The sequence below is a fragment of the Streptomyces sp. NPDC087422 genome (assembly GCF_044744145.1).
In the GTDB taxonomy this organism is placed as follows: domain Bacteria; phylum Actinomycetota; class Actinomycetes; order Streptomycetales; family Streptomycetaceae; genus Actinacidiphila.
The window spans coordinates 131479-150477 of the sequence record NZ_JBIUXT010000014.1; the positions used below are offsets into that span (position 1 = coordinate 131479).

23 protein-coding genes are annotated in these 18999 nt (G+C 72.2%); 3 read left to right on the forward strand and 20 right to left on the reverse strand.

What is annotated here, in order from left to right; all coding sequences use genetic code 11:
* Positions 1-32 precede the first annotated feature (32 nt).
* The 3 genes from ACIO6U_RS32165 to ACIO6U_RS32175 form a co-directional block, all read right to left on the reverse strand.
* Positions 33-1175: a phosphotransferase gene (locus tag ACIO6U_RS32165; protein ID WP_391164038.1), complete on the reverse strand. Its 1143-nt coding sequence runs from the start codon at positions 1173-1175 to the stop codon at positions 33-35.
* Between the two features lie 132 nt (positions 1176-1307).
* Positions 1308-2033 carry an HAD family hydrolase gene (locus ACIO6U_RS32170; RefSeq protein WP_401724465.1) on the reverse strand — a complete coding sequence of 242 codons (726 nt, stop codon included), beginning with the start codon at positions 2031-2033 and terminating at the stop codon, positions 1308-1310.
* A complete protein-coding gene (locus ACIO6U_RS32175) occupies positions 2030-2932 on the reverse strand; it encodes a GntR family transcriptional regulator (RefSeq protein WP_401724467.1) in 903 nt (300 codons plus the stop codon). Before ACIO6U_RS32175 ends, ACIO6U_RS32170 begins: the two co-directional genes overlap by 4 nt.
* A 235-nt stretch (positions 2933-3167) precedes the next feature.
* Between ACIO6U_RS32175 and ACIO6U_RS32180 the strand changes: the two genes are divergently transcribed.
* Entirely contained in the window at positions 3168-3335 is a 168-nt protein-coding gene (locus ACIO6U_RS32180) for a hypothetical protein (RefSeq protein ID WP_355341949.1), read from the forward strand.
* 61 nt (positions 3336-3396) lie between these two features.
* Here the strand turns inward: ACIO6U_RS32180 and ACIO6U_RS32185 are convergent, their stop codons facing one another.
* Together ACIO6U_RS32185 and ACIO6U_RS32190 are read right to left on the reverse strand one after the other, a co-directional pair.
* Positions 3397-4653, reverse strand: a complete 1257-nt coding sequence (locus ACIO6U_RS32185) for a GNAT family N-acetyltransferase (protein WP_355341946.1) — start codon at positions 4651-4653, stop codon at positions 3397-3399.
* Between the two features lie 194 nt (positions 4654-4847).
* A complete protein-coding gene (locus ACIO6U_RS32190; protein ID WP_391049725.1) occupies positions 4848-5534 on the reverse strand; it encodes an ABC transporter substrate-binding protein in 687 nt (228 codons plus the stop codon).
* A gap of 201 nt (positions 5535-5735) precedes the next feature.
* Between ACIO6U_RS32190 and dtd the strand changes: the two genes are divergently transcribed.
* On the forward strand, positions 5736-6161 hold the full coding sequence (gene dtd, locus ACIO6U_RS32195; protein ID WP_401724472.1) for a D-aminoacyl-tRNA deacylase: 426 nt from the start codon (positions 5736-5738) through the stop codon (positions 6159-6161).
* Between the two features lie 122 nt (positions 6162-6283).
* Here the strand turns inward: dtd and ACIO6U_RS32200 are convergent, their stop codons facing one another.
* The 7 genes from ACIO6U_RS32200 to ACIO6U_RS32230 all read right to left on the reverse strand — a co-directional run bounded on the left by ACIO6U_RS32200 (position 6284) and on the right by ACIO6U_RS32230 (position 12146).
* On the reverse strand, positions 6284-7294 hold the full coding sequence (locus ACIO6U_RS32200) for a folate-binding protein (protein WP_355341940.1): 1011 nt from the start codon (positions 7292-7294) through the stop codon (positions 6284-6286).
* Positions 7295-7323: 29 nt separating this feature from the next.
* On the reverse strand, positions 7324-7761 hold the full coding sequence (locus ACIO6U_RS32205; RefSeq protein ID WP_355341937.1) for a Fur family transcriptional regulator: 438 nt from the start codon (positions 7759-7761) through the stop codon (positions 7324-7326).
* 176 nt (positions 7762-7937) lie between these two features.
* A complete protein-coding gene (locus ACIO6U_RS32210; RefSeq protein WP_355341934.1) occupies positions 7938-8501 on the reverse strand; it encodes an FABP family protein in 564 nt (187 codons plus the stop codon).
* 245 nt (positions 8502-8746) lie between these two features.
* Positions 8747-9661 (reverse strand): hypothetical protein, encoded by a 915-nt coding sequence (locus ACIO6U_RS32215; protein WP_401724476.1) that lies wholly within the window; start codon positions 9659-9661, stop codon positions 8747-8749.
* Positions 9661-10506: a hypothetical protein gene (locus tag ACIO6U_RS32220; protein ID WP_401724479.1), complete on the reverse strand. Its 846-nt coding sequence runs from the start codon at positions 10504-10506 to the stop codon at positions 9661-9663. The genes ACIO6U_RS32215 and ACIO6U_RS32220 overlap by 1 nt, the downstream gene beginning before the upstream one ends.
* Positions 10503-11348, reverse strand: coding sequence for a hypothetical protein (locus ACIO6U_RS32225; RefSeq protein WP_401724482.1), 846 nt, complete (start codon positions 11346-11348; stop codon positions 10503-10505). The genes ACIO6U_RS32220 and ACIO6U_RS32225 overlap by 4 nt, the downstream gene beginning before the upstream one ends.
* A 54-nt stretch (positions 11349-11402) precedes the next feature.
* Positions 11403-12146: a hypothetical protein gene (locus ACIO6U_RS32230; protein ID WP_401724485.1), complete on the reverse strand. Its 744-nt coding sequence runs from the start codon at positions 12144-12146 to the stop codon at positions 11403-11405.
* Positions 12147-12327: 181 nt separating this feature from the next.
* On the opposite strand from ACIO6U_RS32230, the gene ACIO6U_RS32235 reads away from it, so the two are divergent.
* A complete protein-coding gene (locus ACIO6U_RS32235; protein ID WP_401724488.1) occupies positions 12328-12690 on the forward strand; it encodes a DsrE family protein in 363 nt (120 codons plus the stop codon).
* Between the two features lie 11 nt (positions 12691-12701).
* Here the strand turns inward: ACIO6U_RS32235 and ACIO6U_RS32240 are convergent, their stop codons facing one another.
* From ACIO6U_RS32240 to ACIO6U_RS32275, 8 genes are all read right to left on the reverse strand, one after another.
* Positions 12702-13088, reverse strand: coding sequence for a DUF3099 domain-containing protein (locus ACIO6U_RS32240; protein ID WP_355341917.1), 387 nt, complete (start codon positions 13086-13088; stop codon positions 12702-12704).
* Positions 13089-13208: 120 nt separating this feature from the next.
* The gene (locus tag ACIO6U_RS32245) at positions 13209-13499 is read right to left on the reverse strand and encodes a DUF1416 domain-containing protein (RefSeq protein ID WP_355341914.1); all 291 of its coding nucleotides are present in this window, start codon (positions 13497-13499) and stop codon (positions 13209-13211) included.
* Between the two features lie 19 nt (positions 13500-13518).
* Entirely contained in the window at positions 13519-14355 is an 837-nt protein-coding gene (locus ACIO6U_RS32250; RefSeq protein ID WP_355341911.1) for a sulfurtransferase, read from the reverse strand.
* A 167-nt stretch (positions 14356-14522) separates the two neighbouring features.
* On the reverse strand, positions 14523-14603 hold the full coding sequence (locus tag ACIO6U_RS32255; protein ID WP_355342331.1) for a putative leader peptide: 81 nt from the start codon (positions 14601-14603) through the stop codon (positions 14523-14525).
* Positions 14604-14839: 236 nt separating this feature from the next.
* On the reverse strand, positions 14840-15535 hold the full coding sequence (locus tag ACIO6U_RS32260) for a DUF2993 domain-containing protein (RefSeq protein WP_401724493.1): 696 nt from the start codon (positions 15533-15535) through the stop codon (positions 14840-14842).
* A 253-nt stretch (positions 15536-15788) separates the two neighbouring features.
* Positions 15789-17477 (reverse strand): hypothetical protein, encoded by a 1689-nt coding sequence (locus ACIO6U_RS32265; protein ID WP_401724497.1) that lies wholly within the window; start codon positions 17475-17477, stop codon positions 15789-15791.
* Position 17478: 1 nt separating this feature from the next.
* The gene (locus ACIO6U_RS32270) at positions 17479-17766 is read right to left on the reverse strand and encodes a MoaD/ThiS family protein (RefSeq protein WP_391049740.1); all 288 of its coding nucleotides are present in this window, start codon (positions 17764-17766) and stop codon (positions 17479-17481) included.
* Between the two features lie 145 nt (positions 17767-17911).
* Positions 17912-18766 (reverse strand): alpha/beta hydrolase, encoded by an 855-nt coding sequence (locus tag ACIO6U_RS32275; protein WP_401724499.1) that lies wholly within the window; start codon positions 18764-18766, stop codon positions 17912-17914.
* Positions 18767-18999 lie beyond the last annotated feature (233 nt).

Sequence of the window (18999 nt, forward strand, 5' to 3'; positions counted from 1 at the left end):
CGCGGCTCACGGGGCCTGCGGGCATACGCGGCCTACGCGGCCTCGGCGATGTCAGCGCGCAGCGGCGGGACGCGGACGCCGTCGCGCTGCCGCTTGCGCACCCAGTCCACCAGCGCCCGCTCGACCTCCGTACGCGTGGCCACCCGGCGCAGCCGCAGCGGCACCGCGGCCAGGTGCAGCGCCGCCCGCACCCGGCTCACCCCGGCCCCGACCATGCCAGGACCCGGATGCGCGTCGAGCGCGAGCGCCACGCGCATGGTGTCGGCGAACAGCGACTGGGCCCGTTCGTAGGCGGTGTACACCGGCAGGTCCCGTTCGAGCCCGGCGGCGGCCTCCGGGTGTACGCGGAGCACCGCACGCCGCCAGCGCTCGATGACCTCGGGCCGCTGGTCGGCCGGGTACCGCATCCGCACCAGGTGGATGGCCAGGTCGTGCAACGGGTCGCCCCACATGGCGAGTTCCCAGTCCACGACGGTGAGGCCGCCGTCGGCGCGGACGATGAGATTGTGCCGGTGCAGATCGCCGTGGAGCAGCGCGAAGGGCCGTCGGCGCAGCGGCGGCATCCGGTCGCGGAACCAGCGCAACGCGTTCGCCGGGACTTCCAGCGCGGCGAAGAGCGGTGCGAAGTCGGCCCAGTTGGCGGCGCGCACATCGTGCTCGGCGAAGTCCGCGCGGGCTCTGAGGAAGGCGTTGGAGTCGCCGTCCGCGGCCCAACCGGCGGGCAGCGGGGGCAGATCGGCCGCCGACACCCGGGTGAACCCCGCCATCTGACCGACGATGGCGTCCACGACGAAGGGATCCACCGGCTTGCCCGGCGCGCAGACCTCCGCCAGCGCCTGCCCTGGCACGTACTCGTGGACGGAGAATCCGCCGAGTCCCACGTAGTGCCGGGGGGTGTTCTCCACAACCGCCGTGCGCTGCAAGGCGTTCAGGATCTCGCCCTCGTCGGGCCAGACCCGCTCCACGACCTTCAGCGAACCGTCCAGCGGCACCCGCACCTTGACCGGGGTGTGCGCCTCGAAGCGCAGACGCTCCGCCATGCCGGGCGCCAGATCGATGACGTAGTTGCTGTTGTGATGACCTGTCAGCCGCTCACCGAAGCGCGTGGCATCCTGCCGGACCGTGTCCCAAGCGGCAGCAAGGCTCTGCTCCCGGCCGGTCGTCAGGACGCCCAAAGCATCGCTCCCACGCGCTCGCGCACTCACGAGACCGCCGAAGGGCGGCCAGTGTTTGGCACGAACATTAGTGGGTAGCGGCAGCCCCCGCCATCGGAGAGCCGTTAAGACCCGGTTACGGACCGCGACGCCTCACCCGTTCGGGCGACGACTCAACGCGCTCGCGGCGACGACGAGGTCACGCATCCCGACGACCACCGGATGGGGCTCGATCTCCTGGAGCCGCGCCACCCGGCTCCTGGACCGCGCGTAACCGAGGAAACTTACCCGCGCCGCCCGCGCCGCCTCCGCGTCCCGCGGCGAGTCACCGATCATCAGGCACTGCTCCGGCCGTACCTTCAGCGCCGTCATGGCCCGCAGCAGGCAGTCGGGGTCCGGCTTCATCCTGGCCGGGTCGTACTGGTCACGGCCGTAGATCCGCGACCCGAAGACGCTCTCCAGCGAATGGCTCTTCAGATACGTCTCGACGGCCTGGGGCGAGTTGTTGGTGGTGATGGCGAGCAGTCGGCCACTGAGCGCCACGGCCCGTACGAATTCGTCGGCGCCCTCTGTCTCGCGCGCGAACGGTACGGCCGACTCCTCGCCGTGCGCGAGTATCCGCTCGAGTTCGGCGGCCACTCCGGGCGGCCAGGGCTCGCCGAGCATGGCGTGCGGGTCCTTGCTGCGCGCCGTCGCCGGATTCGGGGGACGTATCCCGTGCCGGTCGAGGTACCGGCGCATCTCTTCCGCTATCAGGCTGGCCGGATGCCTCGCGAACAGTTCGCAGACCGGTCCGTCGAAGTCGAGCAACAGGCATTCCGCCGCGTCGAGCAGGGCGAACGGGCTGCTCTCAGGTGATTCGAAGTACGTAGGAGTCACTCAAGGAGTGTCAGCGGCTCGGCGATCGTTGACCAGAGTGAGTCAAACCACTCCTGGGACTCGGTGACGAACTGCGAGTCCCGCTCCTTGGGCTTGTCGGTGTTCAGGCCGAACGAGAAGAGCGTCGCGGTGATGCCGAGGACGTCGTAGATGTTGCCCTTGCCCCGCTGGCCGAACTCGACCTCGCGGTCGATCACTTGATAGTGGCCGAACAGCGCGGTCCGCCCGTTGATGAGGTAGAGCTTGTGCATCGGGGTGATCGGTACGGTCCGCACCTCGACCGACTGCTCGACGTCGGGCTGGAATTCGGCCAGGGCCGCGAAAGCGGCGCGCACGGTGAGGACATGGGCGCGGACGAGTTGTCGTAGCCGCCACAGCGGGCGCTCGTCGGAGGCGTCGGCGACCAGCCGGGGAATCGCCAACTGCGCGGACAGGCTGGGCATCATGAGGCGGAGGCGGATCGACTCGGGCTTGAGGTCGCCGTCCTGAACCCGCGTCAGGGGTACGACCAGCGCGCGGCTGAGGGTTTCCGTGGTGAGCGAGTAGGCGTCGATGGTGACGTGCTGGTGCGTGAACGCCTCGTCGATGTGCGGCCGGAGGGCCTTGGAAGCACGTCCCGGCTCCTGGAGCCGAGTCTGCAAATCCGGGCGGTCTTCCTCCCAGCGCAGCACCTCGGACGGGCGTCCGCGCTGATTGTCGATGTAGCCGTCGTCGCGGAGTACGCCCAGCGCACGCTGGATCGTGGGACGGGAGACGTTGAAGCGCTCTTCCAACTCCGCCTGAGAAGGTATGCGTCCGCCGACCGGGTAGCGACCGTCGACGATCTCACCGCGGAGTACGTCCGCGATGTAGCGGTATGGGGGTCGGGAACCGTTGGTTCCGGCGTCTTCCTCGTCCACAAGACGACGTTACAACTTCCGGCGGAACAACGGTGCTTACCTGACCCGAGTTTATCGATCTCGGCCAACTGGGCACACCCTTGATAGAGGCAGCCTCTCTCAACTTCTCATTCGGGTAGGGAAGTTGAATGATCCAGCCTCATCGGGGGTCGCCAACTTCCCGTCCGATGGCGTGCGGGACATCGCAGCCACCCGCCTTCTGCAAAAGCGCGGAGTCGCGAAGGAGGGATCGGTCATGCTCGCTCTCAGTTTGTGCGCATATGCCTTCGAAGAGATCATCCAGTGGCGGTACGGCGCGGCAGGGGCCATCGCCGTCGGGCTGGTGGGACTCGGTCACAAGATGCGGAACACCACGTTCACCTGCATAGGAATCACCGCGATAGCGCTGCTGCTGGCGCAGTGACGGGCCGCGGAAAAGCGGGCAACCGGGTAAGCGGGTAACGGGTAACGGGTCAGCGCGGGGATCAGAAGACGTCGGGGCACCAGGGCCGGCGTGGGGTGCGGAACAGGGCGTCGGCTGTCCTGGCCGCACCCGTTCGGTGTTCGGAGACACGGCCGAGGGCGGCGAGGCGGACCGGGGACTCGTCGCCGAGGTAGAGGCAGCCGAGGTCGGCGACGGACAGGGAGAGGTCGGCGGAGGCCGAGGTGGGGGTGCAGGAGGCGGCGCCCGAGGGCGAGGTCTCCAGGAGGAAACGGCCGCCGGCCAGGCCCGCGGGGTCGTGGACGTCGAGCACGAGGGCGGCGGGGCCGCCCGCGTAGGTGCGGGCGGACAGGGCGGCGGGCACGTCGAGCATCCGCAGCCACATGAAGTCGGCGTAGGTCTCGGTGCGGGCGGCGCGCGGGTCGCCGAGGAGCAGCGGCAGGAGGTCGTCGGGCGCGCGGTGGCCGGACTTCAGCAGCGTCACCCAGTCCAGCGCGAGCAGGAAGCGCCACAGCGCGGTCTCGGCGGCCGGGGAGGCGGCGATCAGCCCGTGCACGCTCAGCTCGACCTTGGGGAACTTGCCCGGCCAGTGCTCTTCCTTGGCGGCGTACGCGGCCAGGCCGTCGACCCGGCCGTCGGCGTCGCGGTAGACGACGAAGAAGGGCTCGGTCCACGGCTGGGAGTCCAACGGCCGCTGTCCGGTGTTGACTTCCCACCAGTAGGGGGTGCGGTTGATCGCGCCGGGCGTCACCGCGCGGACCCGCTCGTGCAGCGCGGGGCCGACCTTGCGTACGTCCTCGACGGTCACGAGGTCCACCCGGCCGCCGTCCGTCGGACCCGCCCAGCGCCGGTCGAGGCCCGCGCGCGGCACGTCGATCTCCCAGTCCGTCACCCAGGTCGCCGCGCCGAAGCCGTACCGTCCGTAGATCGGATATTCGGCCGCGACCAGGATCGACACCGGCTCGCCGCGCTCCTTGGCGGCGGCCAGGTCGGCCGCCATCATCCGGCTGGCCAGGCCGCGGCGGCGGTGCGTGCCGGTCACGGACACGTTCGTGACGGCGGAGGCCGCGACGGCCGCGCCGCCGGGCACGGTGAGCTGACGCGGCATGCTGCGGAAGGTCGCCACACAGCGGCCCTGGTCGAAAGCGCCCTGCGTACGGCTCAGGTCGAACGCGGCCCTGCGGGCCTCGACCTCCGCCGCGCTCACCGAGGGCGCGAGATGGAAGCCGGCGAGCTTGGCCCGCACCCAGTCGGCGACGTCGGATTCGGCCAGCGTGCGGATCTCAGGGCTCGAGGTCATACGCGCACGCTACGGACGCCCCCGGCCGTCCGCACCCGAATTTCGGCCGGGGAGCCGCCGGGCGCGCCGACCCGCCGTCACCCCGCGCCCACCCGCCGCCACCGCGCACCGAACCGCCCTCACCCCGCGCCGACCCGCCGCCACCGCGCGCCGAACCGCGCCGGGCCGCCCCACCGCGTCCGACGGCACCGCCCTCACCCGTCCGACAGCAGGTCGTCCACCTTCGCCTCGCCCTCCCGGTACCGCCGGGTGATCTCCGCGCTGCACCCGTCCACCGTCTGCTGGAGGGCCTGGCGGCGGCGTGAGACCTGCTGCTCGTTGCGGACCAGGCGGCCCATCGCCGCGTCCAGCTCCGGGTCGGTGCGGGCGTCGAGGTCGGACAGCTCCACCTCGGCGAGCATGTCCTCGGCGAGCTGCCGCACCCGCTCGGTCAGCGGGGTGCCGAGCGTGACGTGGCGGGCGGAGGAACGGACCCGCGAAGGCCCGTCGGTCAGGATCTCCGAGAGCCGGTCGAGCACGGGCGACGTACTCGGCGCGTCGGGGCCCTGCCCTGCGGCCGTACCGCGCGCGTCCCGCCCGCTGCGCCTGGCCTGCTCGGCCTGGAGGATGTCGATCCTGCCGTGCAGCATCCGCCGCAGATACGACAGGTCGGCCTCCTCCTGCTGCGCGTCCCTGCGCAGGGCGCGCAGCGCGCCCAGGTCGAGCGCGCCGAGGTCGGGCGCGGGCAGGTCGGCGAGCGGGTTGCGCGGCGCGGGCGTGCGCAGCGGACCCCGTGAACCCAGCGGACCAGATCCGTCGGCCTTCAGCATGCGGTGGCCCTTCGTGGTGGGCGCCGTCGGTACGGCAGTGCCGGAAGTCTCTCCAGCGCCGGAAGTGGTCATGCCTGTTGTCCCCTCCGTGGCGGCGCCTGCGCCGCCACCCTTCCGATGCTGCCACCTGCCCCTGTCACCCCGCAGCGACTCTGCACCCGAACGGCCGTCGCAACTGTTGTGCGAAGCCGCCGACCGGGCGTACGTTCCCCTCCCCGCGCTCCCCCTCACCCGTGTGGGTGGCGTGCGGGCGCGGCAGGCCACAATGGGCGCATGCGAGCGGTGGCCCAGCGGGTGAGCGAAGCGGAAGTCGTGGTCGGCGGGGAGAGCGTCGGTGCCATTGCGGGGCCCGGCCTGTGCGTCCTGGTCGGCGTGACGCACGACGACACGAAGGAGAAGGCCGCGGCGCTGGCCCGCAAGTTGTGGACGCTGCGGATCCTGCCCGACGAGCGGTCCTGTTCCGACATCGGCGGCCCGCTGCTCGTCATCAGCCAGTTCACGCTTTACGGTGACGCCCGGAAGGGTCGCCGCCCCACCTGGAACGCCGCGGCGCCCGGCGACCTCGCCGAGCCTCTGGTCGACGAGGTCGTCGCCCAGCTCAGGGCGCTCGGCGCGACCGTCGAGACGGGCCGGTTCGGCGCGGACATGAAGGTCTCGCTGACGAACGACGGCCCGTTCACAGTGGTCATCGACATGTGAGGCGGAGGCAGGCGAGGCGGGGCAGGTCAGGCGAAGGCAGGCGACAGGGGCTTACGGAGCCCGCGCCCCCGACAGCGGCCTCACCGCACCCGCGCCCCGAAAAGCCATACGCGCCAACGGACCTACGGCGCCACGACCGTCTCCTGCGACGCCGCCGTCTGCTCCGCCATCAGCACCGCGTCCTCCGGCGTGTTCCGCTTCACCAGGGCCAGTGCGATCGGCCCCAGCTCCCAGTGCCGGGCCGAGGACGTGACGAAGCCGATCGCGCGGCCGTCCTCGCCGTCCGAGGCGAGCCGGACCGGGGCGCCGTGGCCCGGCAGCCGCACCTCGCTGCCGTCCAGGTGCAGAAAGACCAGACGGCGCGGCGGGCGGCCGAGGTTCTGAACGCGGGCGACCGTCTCCTGTCCGCGGTAGCAGCCCTTCTGGAGGTGCACCGCGGTCTCCAGCCAGCCCAGCTCGTGCGGGATCGTACGATGGTCGGTCTCCAGGCCCAGCCGCGGCCGGTGCGCCTCGATGCGCAGCGCCTCCAGGGCCAGCGCGCCGATCGGCGGCGCGGCCTTCGCGGCGAAGGACTCCAGCTCGGCGCGCGGCACGAAGACGTCCCGGCCGTACGCGGTCTCCCGCACGGCCCACTCCGACGGCACCGCCGTGATCGAACCGGCGGGCAGGTACACCACCGCGTAAGCGTCCGTGGCGTCCGCGGTCTCGACGCGGTAGAAGAACTTCATGCTCTCCAGGTAGGCGAGCAGCGCGCCCTGCGTGCCGGGCTCGACGTGCATCCAGGTCGTGGTGCCGTCGTCCACCAGGTAGAGGGCGTGCTCGATGTGGCCGTTCGCCGACAGGACCAGCGCCTCGGTCGCCTGCCGGGGGGGAAGTTTCTCGACGTGCTGGGTGAGCAGCAGGTGCAGCCAGGACAGCCGGTCGTCGCCGGACACCGTCACCACACCGCGGTGCGACTGGTCCACGAAGCCGGTGCCGTCCGCGAGGGCGCGCTGCTCGCGGAAGAGGTCGCCGTAGTGCGCGGCCACTCCCTCGTCGGGGCCCTCGGCGAGGACAGCGCCGGGCAGCGACAGCAAAGGACTCTTCTTCACGCCGGTGGTCGCGCCGTCCGTCATGTTCACGCCGTCAGTCATGCCGTCAAGACTACGACTCCGCGCCGGTGCTACGACTCCGCGTCCGAACGCCTGTCCGCGCAGTCCCGGCAGCGGCCGAATATGGCGAAGTGCTTCATGTCCGTCTCGAAGCCCAGCTCCGCGCGCAGCCCGTCCTTCAGTGGCTCGGCCAGCGCGACCGGCACCTCCGTGACGGAGTCGCAGTCGCGGCAGACCAGGTGCATGTGGTCGTGCCGGTCGGCGAGGTGGTACGTGGGGGCGCCGTGGCCGAGGTGGGCGTGGCTGACCAGGTCCAGCTCTTCCAGCAGCTCAAGGGTCCGGTAGACGGTGGAGATGTTGATCCCCGAGGCGGTCTTGCGGACCTCGCACAGGATGTCGTCGGGCGTCGCGTGCTCCAGTACGTCCACGGCCTCCAGCACGAGCTGGCGCTGGGGCGTGAGCCGGTAGCCGCGCTGCCGCAGATCGGTCTTCCAGTCGATGGTCACCACACGGCCAGTGTAGGACCGTCCCGGAAAGCCGACCGTCCCGGAAAGGCGCCCTGGCTTCCCCGGCGTACGCGGGGCGCGGACCCGGGCGTACGCGCGATGCCGGGGCGTACGCGCGAGGCCGGGGCGTACGCGCGATGCCGGGGCGTACGGCCGGCTCCGCCTCCGTGAAGCCCGGCCTACTTGAAGAAGGCGATGCCGTCGTCCGGCAGGTCCTTCAGGTCGGCGGCCCACTCCCGCGGGTCCACGACCTTCTTCAGGTGCGCCGACATGTACGCGCGCAGCGGCACCGCGGGGGTGGCCTTCTCGCCGACCCACATCAGGTCGCTGTTCACGTACCCGTACAGCCGCTTGCCGCCGCTGTAGTCGGGCGCGCCCGCGAGCCGTGCCACGGCGTCCGTGACCAGGTCGATCTGCGGCTTGCCGTCGGCCAGCTCGCCGGTCCAGATCTCCACGACGCCCTCGTCACGCGTGGTGGTGACGTCGACCTTGCGGTCCTTGTCGATCCGCCAGAAGCCGCTCTCGCTCTCCAGCGGCCTGACCTTCTTGCCCGCCTCGTCCAGCACCCACGAGTGCGAGGTGTACTCCAGGAACGGGCGGCCGTCGTGCGTGAAGACGACCTCCTGCCCGAAGTTGCACTTCTCGGAGCCCGGGAAGTCGTGGACGCCCGCGCCCTCCCACCGGCCGAGCAGGAACACCAGCGGTACGAGGTCGGGGTGCAGGTCGGACGGGATCTCGATCATGTCAGCGCTGGCCCTGGTAGAGCTTCTTCACCGCGTAGAACGCGAAGAGCGCGACGCCCAGGCAGACGAGCACGAGCAGGGCGTCGTAGACATACTCAATTTGCACGGGACGTGCTCCTCGGACGGATCATGCGGACGGGCCGCGCACGAGTCTAGTGCGCCGCCCGTCCGAAGGCGCGGCCAGGCCGCGTGACGTGCGCCCCAGCGCCCCGCCCCGCCGCCCCGCCGCCCCGCCGCTCAGGCGCTCAGCCGAGCAGCTGCGCCTGGAGCCGTACGGTCTGGCGGAACGGCACCGCGGGTGTGCCCCGCTTGACGCCCGCCTGCCGGCCGGTCGACTGCACGACCAGCGCCAGCGTGTCCCCGGCGTGGACGAAGGCGTACCGCGTCGCCGTGTCGTCGTACGGCGGGGTCTGGGCGTACGCGGAGACGGTGACGGGGACGGGCAGGGAGTCCGACTCCACGGAGTTGTCGCCCTCCTTGCTGTCGACGCCGGTCAGCGTCGTGTACTCGGCGCTGGTGGCGTAGTCACCGGCGTAGGCGGTGCTGACGAACTGCACGAGGTAGATCTGCGTACGGGTGCCGTCCGGCATGGACCAGGCGCGGCCCGCGATGTGCCGCAGGCCCTGTGCCGTGAGCGTGGTCCCGGCGGCGGCGCGGTCGCCGACGTCGAACCGCCCGACGTAGTCCTCGGCGGGCACCCAGCCCTTGACGCCGGGCAGCATGGTGTCCTCGACGGCGCCTTCGGGCAGCGGCAGCAGCAGTGACCTGAGGTCGGCGTAGTGGCGGCCCGAGGGGTTGGCGCCCGTGTCCAGCGCGCCCGGCTTGCCCGCGGGCAGCTTCGGCAGCGCCAGCGGCGGAAACGTCCACCGGCCGTCGTCCGGCGTCTTGAGCCCCGGCACCTTCGTCCGCTCCGGCTGCGTCACCGCGTACGCCGTCGCCCCGCCGAACGCCGCGAAGACCAGAACGGCGGCCGTCCACCGCGCCAGCGCCCGCAGCCGCCGCCTCGGGCGGCGGGCCACGGGAAGGAGATGCGGCTCGACGGCCGGCGCGTCGCCGGGCCCCCGGGACTCCGGCCGGGACTCGGAAAGCCGCTCCGGCTGAGACGGCGGCTGCGGCGCGAGGGGGGTGGCGGGCTGAGCCGCAGGCGAATTGTCGGGCATCAGACGGCCTCTCCCGGGTCCTTGATGCGGTCGAGTTGCTGGGCGAGGAGTTTGGCGGCCTCGTTCTTCTGGAGCGGGACGACGCCGGAGGCGGTGACCGTGACCATGAGGTCGCCCTCGGTGGCCTGGCAGAGCATCTCGTCGAGTTTTTCGCCGGGCTCGGTCGGCGGCAGCACGCACGTCGCGCCGGGGTGGCCGTCGATCGTGGGCCCGTTGCGGAAGACGCCCAGCGCCTTGGTGAACTCGGTGAAGTAGTCGGTCTGGGCGTGCGCCGCCGTTTTGTTCTTCATCTGGACGATCTCGATCTCGACGATCAGATTCTCGATCGACCGGTACGTCCGCATGCCCGCGCCCTCGATGTGCAGCTGCGCGAGAGCCTTCTCCGTCTTCGCGCGCTGCTTCTTCGTCAGCCCGCCGAGGTCGCCCTTGACCAGGTCGGCGGCCTTCGTCGCGTTCAGTTCCACGTCGTTGCCGAAGCCCTCGACGTCCGGCCCCGGCCCGTAACCGGCGGGCATCGGCAGCAGCAGCTCACTCAGGCTGCCGTAGTGGCTGCCGCCGGACTTCGCGCCGAACTCCTCGGTGGCGGTCGGCGCGGGCGGCGTCCAGGGCGTGGCCACGGCGGGCTTGGCCGACGTGCCGTCGTCGCGCTGCTTCAGCACCGCGTAGCCGATCCCCCCGCCCGCCGCGACGGCCACCAGGGCGCCGACGGCGATCAGCGCGGGCCCGCGCCGCGACCGTACGGGAGCGGGCACGGGTGCCGGAGCGGGAGCGGGCGGGGGTACCGCCGGGGGCCCGAAGGGGGCGGCGGAGACGGACGGCGGTACGTTCTCGGGCTCGTCGGTCACAGCCGCTCCAGTTGCCGCTTGATGAGGGACAGGACGGCCTTGACCTTGACCGGGTGCTCCGAGTCCAGGACGACCTCGACGAAGAGGTTGCCGACGCGGGCGAATCCGATGCCCCGGTACTGGGGCAGATAGCCGTCGCTCTCGTACGGCATTCCCGAGCCCCACGCCTGGCCGTCGGCGGTGCCGGGCACGGGCGCGTTGTGGGCGAAGTGCGGGTTGGTGCCCGCGGCTCCCACCTGCTCGGTGAGGTGCCTGCCGGTGTACAGGGTCGCCTCGTCACGGAACTGCACGACTTCCACATGGGAGAAGTCGTGGCGGGCGTCCGTCCAGCCGGCGCCCGCCACCCGGCGGAAGTCGTTCTGGGCCAGCCGGGTGAAGGCGATGTCGGGGCGGCCGTAGCCGTCGGCGTATTCGACCAGCGACTGCCAGCCGCGTTCCAGCTCCTTCGTGCCCTTCGTCTTCGGTGTCGGCACGAGCAGTTTCAGCAGGTCGCCGTCGTAGACCGCGTTCCGGTCCTGGGCGACGGGGAGGGCCGGGACGTCCGGGCCCGTCCCCTTCGGCTGCGCCAGCGCGGGGCCGGTCAGCGGGGGCAGCGGCGTCGGCTCACGGTCGTGCTGGATCTTGTAGCCCACGCCTCCCCCGGCCAGCACGCCGAGCACCAGCGCGGCGGTGATCAGCAGCGTCGTGCGCCCGCGCGGGCGCGGCGGGTGCGGCGGCGTGGGCGGGAAGTCCGACGCGGGCGGCGCGGGTGGGAAGTCCGGCGTGGGCGGCGCCTCGGGCTCCGGCTCGGGCTCCGGCTCGGGGCCCCGCTCCTGGGCAGGGGTGTCTTCGGACAGGGACAAGGGGATCTCCACGAGATGGTTCGGAAGGAGAAGGTCGCGCGGCTGGACCCGAGGTCAGCGACCGGTCTTCAGCCGCTGGAACTGGGCGTCGAGCAGGCGCTGGACCAGCGCGGCGGACGGTGCCTTGCCGCCGGTCAGGGTGATCGTGATGTGGACGTCGCCCTGGTGGGCGACGGCGACCACGGCGCTGGTGCTCTCGGCCGAGGAGGACTGGAGGTTGTAGGCGCGGGCCGGATAGGCGGTGGTCAGCGGAATCCGGGCACCCTGGTACGAGTGCTGCGCGTCGTACGCGGCGGTCTGTTCCGCGCTGCCGAAACGGATCAGCCGGGCGCTGACCTCGAAGGCCCCGTCCCCGGTGAGGTACGTGCGGTAGGCACCGGTGCGGAAGCCGTACGTCTTCAGGGCCGCTCGGGCGTCGGACGGATCGGAGGCGCTGCCCGCGATGTCGTCGGCGGTGTACGGCGAGCCGTCCGGGTCGCCGTAGACATCGGCGTCCGAGGGCGCGGGGAGCAGGAAGAAGCGCAGGTCACCGGTGTGGACGCCGTGCGAGACCCGGCCCGGGACGCGCGCGGCGGCCGTGGGGGCTGCCGAAGAGGGCGTGGCCGCGCCGGTCGTCGGGGCCGCTGCCGCGGCGGAGGGCCTGGCGGGCGGGGCGACGGACGCGTCGGCGTGGCCGGAGGAGGAGCCGAGGGCGACGACCGCGCCCGCTGTCACGGCCGCCACGGCGACCAGTCCGGCCACGGCGCCGAACAGCGCGCCACGGCCGCGGCGGCGTACGCCACCGTCGTTCAGTTCCACAGAAGCCCCCCCGGGCGTACACGCGTGCGATGCACGCGGACTCGCATTATGTCGAGACGACACAGCGGCTTCACAACGAAATTTGCCGACGCCTGCGTGACGTACGACACAGCCGGAGGGCAGAGGTGCCACCGGTACGGGTGCGGTGCGGCTCCGGGACGGCTGCGCCTACGCTGGCCGGATGGCGAAGAAGCTCGTGATCAAGGTGACGGCGGGCGCCGACGCGCCCGAGCGGTGCTCGCAGGCGTTCACGGTGGCGGCGGTCGCGGTGGCCAGCGGCGTGGAGGTCTCGCTCTGGCTGACCGGTGAGTCCGCGTGGTTCGCGCTGCCCGGCCGCGCGGCGGAGTTCGAGCTGCCGCACGCGGCGCCGCTGCCGGATCTGATCGACGCGGTGCTCGCCGCCGGGCAGGTCACCTTGTGCTCGCAGTGCGCGGCCCGCCGTGACATCAAGGAACAGGACCTCATCGCGGGCGTACGGATCGCGGGCGCGCAGCTCTTCGTCAGCGAGATCATGCCGGACGGCGTGCAGGCGCTGGTCTACTGAAGGCGCGGGCGCTACGGCGGACCGCCGCGGTCCAGCTCGTCCCACCACCGGTCGGACTCCGGGTCGCCGGACGAACCGTAGCTCTGGCGCTCGGACCGCGCCGGGGTCATCCTCCGGTGCTCCTCCATCGAGGTCGCGCCCGGCGGGGGCGGGTCATCGCGCTCTTTCCCGGTCGGCTTGCGCTCCTCGGGGCGCAGCGGCTCCTCGTCCCACCACCGGTCCTCAGGGCCCTTCCGGTTCGCCACGATCGCCGCGACCGGCGGGATCACCATCGCCACCAGGCACATTGCGATGGCCGCCGGCACCGACCAGATGCGGACAACCGACCACGCCATGACGAACAGCACCACGCAGGTGCCCATCATGGCGAAATACCAGTGACGGCGACGCGCGTTCACCCTTCAACGGTACGTCCGCCACGCCGGATCAGCACCCGCCGCGCACCCCCCGCCGGACGGAGTCCCGGAACAGCGAAGGGCCGCGCCCCCTTGCGCGGGGTGCGGCCCTTCACGGCGGGGTCAGACCGCGATGGCGACCTCGGACGGGGCGCCCTGCTGGGCGACGACGGTGCGGTCGACGGTGGCGCCGGGGACGAGGGCGCGGAGCGTCCAGGTACCGGGGGCCGCGAAGAAACGGAACTGCCCGGTCGCGGAGACCGGCACCTCGGCGGTGAACTCGCCGCCGCCGTCGAGCAGCCGGACGTAACCGGTGACCGGCTCGCCGTCGCGGGTCACCGACCCCTGGATGATCGTCTCTTTCGCCACGTCAACTCCTGCCAGATCGGGCCCACCGGCCTTGGCTCCACACATAACGTTCAGTCCTCCGGGGTCAGTTGGAGCCGAGCTCGATCGGAACGCCGACCAGCGAGCCGTATTCGGTCCACGAGCCGTCGTAGTTCTTGACGTTGGCCTGGCCGAGCAGCTCGTGCAGCACGAACCAGGTGAGCGCGGAGCGCTCGCCGATGCGGCAGTACGCGATGGTGTCCTTGGCCAGATCGACCTGCTCCTCGGCGTACAGCGCCGTCAGCTCGTCGTCCGACTTGAAGGTGCCGTCGTCGTTGGCGTTCTTCGACCACGGGATGTTGCGGGCGCTCGGCACGTGGCCCGGGCGCTGCGACTGCTCCTGCGGGAGGTGCGCCGGGGCGAGCAGCTTGCCGGAGAACTCGTCGGGCGAGCGGACGTCGACCAGGTTCAGCGAACCGATCGCGGCCACGACGTCGTCGCGGTAGGCGCGGATCGAGGTGTCCTGCTCCTTGGCCTTGTACGTGGTCGCGGGGCGCTCGGGCACGTCAACGGCCAGGTCGCGGGAGTCCAGCTCCCACTTCTTGCGGCCGCCGTCGAGCAGCTTCACGGAGTCGTGGCCGTACAGCTTGAAGTACCAGTAGGCGTAGGAGGCGAACCAGTTGTTGTTGCCGCCGTAGAGCACCACGGTGTCGTCGTTGGCGATGCCCTTGGCGGACAGCAGCGCCTCGAAGCCGGCCTGGTCCACGAAGTCGCGGCGGACCGGGTCCTGGAGGTCGGTCTTCCAGTCGATGCGGACGGCGTTCTTGATGTGGTTCTTGTCGTAGGCCGAGGTGTCCTCGTCGACCTCGACAATGACCACCTTGGGGTCGTCGATGTGGGCCTCGACCCAGTCGGCGTCCACCAGGACGTCACTGCGGCTCATCTTGTTTCTCCTCCGGGGCAGTACGGATGTGCGGTGCGCGACGGGCGCGCGGGGCTTGCGAGGGATACGCGATGCGCGTGATGCGCGGGGATTCGCCTGGCAGGCAGGGGAGGCAGGCTGCGCCGGGGGCCGTTACGGCCGGCATCGGCACGGAGGAACCGCCACCCCTAGGGCATGCGACAGAGCATGGCGGCGACGCGGCACAGGTCGACTGCCCGCCGCTTCGTGAGATCCGCCTGTCGCTTCATGGTCCCGATCGTAGGGATATCAACCCGTAGGTGTCACCGTCGTGTCATATACCGAGACAAGATTGTCCGCATGGCGGGATCACCATGCCACGCAACCCGCGTCTCGGCCCGTCCGGCGGCCTGCCGACGGCGTACGAGCGGCTTAATACCCCATGCCGGACCGTTCCGAACCACCCGATCGGGCGATACGGTCACCCCGCCCACCTGCGGAGGACTGCGGTACGGACACCGCCGTCTCAGTTGGCGAGAACGACGTTCTTGCCGCCCGCCGCCACCGACAGCCCGTCCGGCGTGCTGGTCACGGACGTCAGCGCGATCCCGGAGGGCAGGTGGGTGAGCTGCCGGGTGAAGTCGATCTGCTGCCGCACCTGGTCCTCCAGGCCCAGCTCGGTGAACGCCTTCGGCAGCTCCGCCGCCTGGAGGCCGATCTCGTCGGCGCCGCGCACCGTCACCTCGCTGAGCACGCTCAGCCTCGCGCCCATGAACTCGCCGGTGATCTTGACCAGCGCGCCGCCGTCCTTGCTCTTGGCGTCGCCCGCCGACGAGACCGTGATCCCGGTGGGCGCGGCCTTCGTCAGGTCCTCGTAGGTGAGGAAGGCGATGCCGTCGGCGGTGTCCGCGACCGCCCGCCGGTAGCTGTCGGAGAGCCGTACGCCGTGCAGGTCGGCGTGGAAGGAGTCGATCCGCAGGGTCTGCTCGCCGTTGCCCGCCGCGATGTCCTTCGCGGAGATCTTGACCTCGTCCAGCTTGCCCCCGGCGGCCTGGGTGAGGAACGGGAAGCCCTCGATGGACACCTTGGGCTTGGTGGTCAGGCCCTCGGTGAGCGCGGCGCGGTCGGCGGCCTTGTTCTGCGCCACCGACACCGTGATCCGGTCGGCCGCGACGAAGAGGCCGCCGAGGATCACCAGGACGATCAGAACTGTCCGCGCCACTCGCATGTGCTGTCGCTCCCCGCTCGTTCCCCGCTGATCTCCCCTCAGCCCTGACGGCGGGGCAGACCCGACGGTTCCCCGCGCGGCCAACCGTTACCGCGGCTCAATCCGCCCTTCACACGGTGCGCACGTGACCTGTGCGCCGCCTGTGCGAACAATTCACCGCCCACGGGGACGGATCACCGCCCGCGCGGACGGATCACCGCGCGGGCGGACGGATCACCGCGCGGGCGGATCGAGCCGGTGGTTCCCGTCAGCCCGTGAGGACGCGGCCGAGGATGTAGACGGCGGGGGCCGCGGCGGTCAGCGGCAGCGCCACACCCGCGGTGAAGTGCACGAAGCGGGACGGGAAGTCGTAGCTGGCGACCCGCAGGCCGATCAGCGCGCAGACACCGCAGGCCGCGGCGAGCAGGACGGCGTCCCCGCCGCTCATCCCGGTGGCCGGTCCGGTGGCGAAGCCGGTGGCCGCGGCGGCCAGCAGCGCCACGACGACGGAGGCGGCGCCCGGCAGCGGGAGGGCGCGGACGAGGGCCGCCAGGGCCACCGCGACGGCGCCGACCACGACCGGATCGGACCCGGCGTCGGAGGCCGCGGTGGCGAGGTAGCCCGCCGCGACGACCGTGAGCAGCGTGGACGCGGAGGTCGCCGTCAGCGAGGACATGCGTTCGTCGGCCGAGCCGTGGTGCCGCAGTTGCAGGACGAGCACGAGGAGCAGCCATACGCCGAGGGTGCCGATCAGCACCGCGGGGCCGTGGTCGTCACCGGCGATCAGCAGGCCGATGTCGGCGGTCACGCCGGACAGGAACGCCAGCGCGATGCCCTGCCGGGCGGGCCACATGCCGTTGAGCCGGAACCATCCGGCCGCCGTCACCGCCTGGAGCACCACCAGCAGCACCGCGAGGCCCGGCTTGCCGAGCGCCGCGCCGCCCGCCGTCAGCAGGCCGAGCGCCGCCGTCAGCGCCGCGGGCTCCAGCCCGGGGGCGATGATCGGTGAGCCGGTCCTGACCGGTGCCTGCGGCTGCCCCTGGGCCTGGGACTGGCCCTGGCCCTGGTCGCCGTGCCTGCCCGGCGTCTGCTGCGGCAGGCTCTCGACCACCGGCAGCACGGCGGTCTGCTCGACCCCGCCCGCCTGCGGGTGCGGGTGCGCCGCTCCCTGGGCACAGTCCGCGCCTCCCGCGTGCCCGCCCCACGCGTCCCCGGGCGTCGGCGGCGCGTACGGCGCCCCCGGCTCCGAGTACGGCGGCATGGGCCCGGCCAGCGGCTCCGGCACGTACGTCCGGCCCCCGTCCGGGTGGTCCCCGTACTCGCGCACGCCATACCCCTCGTCGTGGCCGCCGACCGGATAGACCCCGGCCCCGTGACCGGCGTGCCGGACGACGCCGTCCTGACCGTCACCGGCGTACGCGCCGCCGGGCGCCGCGTACCCCTGACCCGCGTATCCCTGACCCGCGTATCCCTGACCCGCGGGCCCGCCGGGTGCCTGGCCGCCGTACGAACCGCCGCCGGTTCCGCCGTACCCGGCGTCCTGGCCCGCGCCGTGGCCGCCGCCCGGATACGCGGTCCCGCCGTTGTCCCCGGGCGCTCCGTACCCCGCGGCCGGGTAGCCCTCGGGCGCCTGGCCGCCGTACGGGCCCCCGTGGGTGCCGTACCCGGAGTCGTGTCCCTCGGGTGCGTAAGAACCGGGTCCGTAGGAACCGGGGGCCTGGGGGCCGGGCGCGTAGGAGCCGGGGCCGTGGCCCTCGGCCGGGTACGAGCCGGGGAGCTGACCGCCGTAGCCGGGGTCGTAGCCACCGCCGGTACTCGCGTCACCCGGGGCTCGGTGCCTGGCGTGGTTCGGGTCGGACGGGGAGCGGCCGTCGTGGTCGCCCTGGGCGGTGTCCGGGTCCGCGGGCCGCCGGCCGGATTCGTCGCCGGGCTGGAAGCCGTGCCATTCGTTGGTCATGTCATCCTCCCGCGAACGGTGGGAGGACCTCCACCGTGCCGCCGTCGGCCAGTGCGACCGAAGTGTGGTCCCGGGTGCCGACGGGGTTGCCGTCGACGAGGTAGGAGCTGCGCAGCAGGACGCGGGCGAACTCCGGGCGCTGGGCGTGCCGTTCGCGTGCGGCGGCCAGGGCGTCGGCGAGGGTCGCCGCGCGGTACGGCTCCTCCGCCGTGCCCGCGGCGGCCTTGGCGGCGGCCCAGTAGCGGATCGTGCCCGCCGCCGGGCGCGCGGCCGTGTCGGGTGCGGCCATCGCGGCTCCGTCCTTCGTTCTGTCCTGTGCTCGCCGTGCGTGTCACTCGCCGTGCGTGTCACTCGCCGTGCGTGTCACTCGCCGTGCGTGTCACTCGCCGTGCGTGTCTGACGTGTGGTGCGGCGTCCATCATGGCCCGTCCACGTCACCTCGCGGGAACGCGGCCCGTCAGCCAGTCGCCGATCCGGCGCAGCAGCGCGTCGTCCGCGGCGTTCTCCGCGTGGCCGAAACCGGGTTCGATCCACAGCTCCGCCCGGTCCCGCCCGGCCGCGTCGGCCAGCGAGAGCGGGTGGTCCAGCGGGAAGTAGCCGTCCCGGTCGCCGTGCACGATGAGCAGCGGGATGTCCGGGTCGATCAGCGGGACGGCCTCGACCGGGGAGAGCGGCACCGGGTCCCAGTCCGCCGCGCGGATGCGGGTCTTCATGCCGAGCCGCGAGACCAGGCGGCCCGCCGGGCGGGTGATCGCCCAGTGCACGCGGCGCATGGGCGCGGTGCCGCGGTAGTACCAGCGGGCGGGCGAGCTGACGGAGACGACCGCGTCCACACGCGCCGGTGAATGCGCCGTCGTGCGCCCGTCACGCGCCGGGCGCACGACCCCCCGCCCGTCCACCCGCGCGTTCCGTCGTACGTCGCCACGTACGCCGTCCCCGCCTGCGTCGTTGCCGCGTACGTCATGAGGCCCCGCCGCCGAGCACACCGCCGCGTGCACCGTCTGTCCCGCCGCGTGCCGCAGGACCACGGAGCCGCCCATGGAGAAGCCGACGGTGGCCACCCGCCGGTAGCCGAGGCGGCGGGCCCAGGAGACGGCCGCGTCGAGGTCGAGCACTTCGAGATCGCCGACCGTGGACAGGCCGCCGGACCGCCCGTGACCGCGGAAGGAGAAGGTCACGACACCGGCCGAACCGCCGAGGACACGGGCCGCCCTGCGCACCGCGGGCCGCTCCAGCGCACCGGTGAATCCATGGGCCACGACGATCGCCAATTCGCGCTCTTCGGCCATCGATTCGCGCACTTCGGCCGCCGATTCACCCCTCGAATCGGCGGCCGATTCACGGGTCGTTTCGACGCGCCGGACATCACCTGTCCGGTCCGCCGTATCGACCGCCGATTCCGTGTCCGCGGGCCGGTGTTCCGCCTCGATCCGTACGCCGTCGGCCGTCAGGAGCGTTCTCCGCCCAGCGGCATTACCGTCGCCGGAAGTGATCGGTGCTACACGGAAACGCTGGTCATCGG